Here is a 1,356-nt window from a genome sequence, read left to right on the forward strand (position 1 = left end):
GGGCCGGTGGGCGCGGCGGCGTGCACCGGTCGCGGCGCGGCGGCCGGCGTCGGGGCGGCGGCGCGGGGCGTGGTGGGCACGCTGGTCGCGACGGTGTGCGGGGCGGTCGGTGAGGCCGTCGTCGCGGCGGGTGCGGACGAGGCGGGGGCTGCGTGGTCGTCGGCGTCGTCGACCTCGATCCCGTGCGCGGTCACCGCCTGCGCGAGACCCCCGTCGTACCCCTGCCCGACGGCCCGGACCTTCCACGCGTCGCCGCGGCGGTAGACCTCCACGGTGACGACCGCGCGCTCGCTCGTGAGGTCCACGAGCGGGAACCGTGCCCGTTCGGTCCCGTCGCCGCCGCGCAGCACCGCGGTGAGCGGCGGGAGGGCACCGAGGGCCGGTCGGTGCGGGTCGACGCTCACGAGGCACAGCACGGCGTGGACGCGCGTGGGCAGCGCGGCCAGGTCGAGCCGGACGCGGGCGGGTGAGCCCGCCTCCAGCGTCGCGCCCGGTGCCGACGGCTGGTTGTAGAAGACGAGGTCGTCGGACGCCGCCGCCCGCTGCCGCTCGTCGACGAGGAGGACCGACACGTCGCACTCGGCGGCCGCAATGCCGACCACCTCGACGAGCACGCCCGCGTCGGGCCAGGGCGCGTTCTGGCCCCGCCCGAGCACCAGCGGTGAGGTCACCCGACGTACCGGGCGAGCGACGGCACCGTCTCCATCGGCGTGCGGGCCTGCATGCCCTCGCCGACCGCCTGCATCTTCCACGTCGGGCCCTGGCGGTACACGCGCGCCATGAGCATCGCGGTGAACGGCATGCCGCCCGCGAGCGTGTAGCGGGCCAGCTCGGCACCCGTGGTGTGGTCGACGAGCCGGCAGAACGCGTTCTGCACCTGCTCGAACGTGTGGCCCTCGTACGACGTGACGACGAGCATCACGTCCGTGACGTGCACCGGGACGCGGGTCAGGTCGATGAGGATCGTCTCGTCGTCGCCCTCGCCGTCGCCCGTGCGGTTGTCACCCGTGTGCTGCACGGACCCGTCGCGCGTGCGCAGGTTGTTGTAGAACGCGACGTCGACGGGGTCCTTGCCGGCGAACAGGATCGCGGACGCGTCGAGGTCGATCTCGACCTCGCGGCTGCCGAACATCCCGCGCTTGCGGACCGGGTCCCAGCCCAGGCCCATGCGGACCATCGTCAGCGCGACGCCGCCGTCCTTGACGAGCGAGACCCGCTGGCCCTTCGACAGGTTCACCGGCCGGGCCTTGGTCAGCTGCACCTCGCCGGCACTGGCGGTCTCCGCCGCAGGCGCCTGGGGCGCGGGCGGCGGCGGGGCGACGGGCGCCGGGGCCGGGGGTGCGGGCGGCGCCGCGA

The 1,356-nt window shown here is 75.6% G+C and carries 2 protein-coding genes; both read right to left on the bottom strand.

Annotation, left to right across the window (positions count from 1 at the left end):
- Positions 1-671: TerD family protein (locus CTKZ_RS21010; RefSeq protein WP_148090552.1), on the bottom strand; the 671-nt coding region annotated here is incomplete at its 3' end.
- Positions 668-1,356: TerD family protein (locus CTKZ_RS21015; protein ID WP_148090553.1), on the bottom strand; the 689-nt coding region annotated here is incomplete at its 5' end. The genes CTKZ_RS21015 and CTKZ_RS21010, both read right to left, overlap by 4 nt.

The sequence above is a fragment of the Cellulomonas algicola genome (assembly GCF_003851725.1).
In the GTDB taxonomy this organism is placed as follows: domain Bacteria; phylum Actinomycetota; class Actinomycetes; order Actinomycetales; family Cellulomonadaceae; genus Cellulomonas; species Cellulomonas algicola.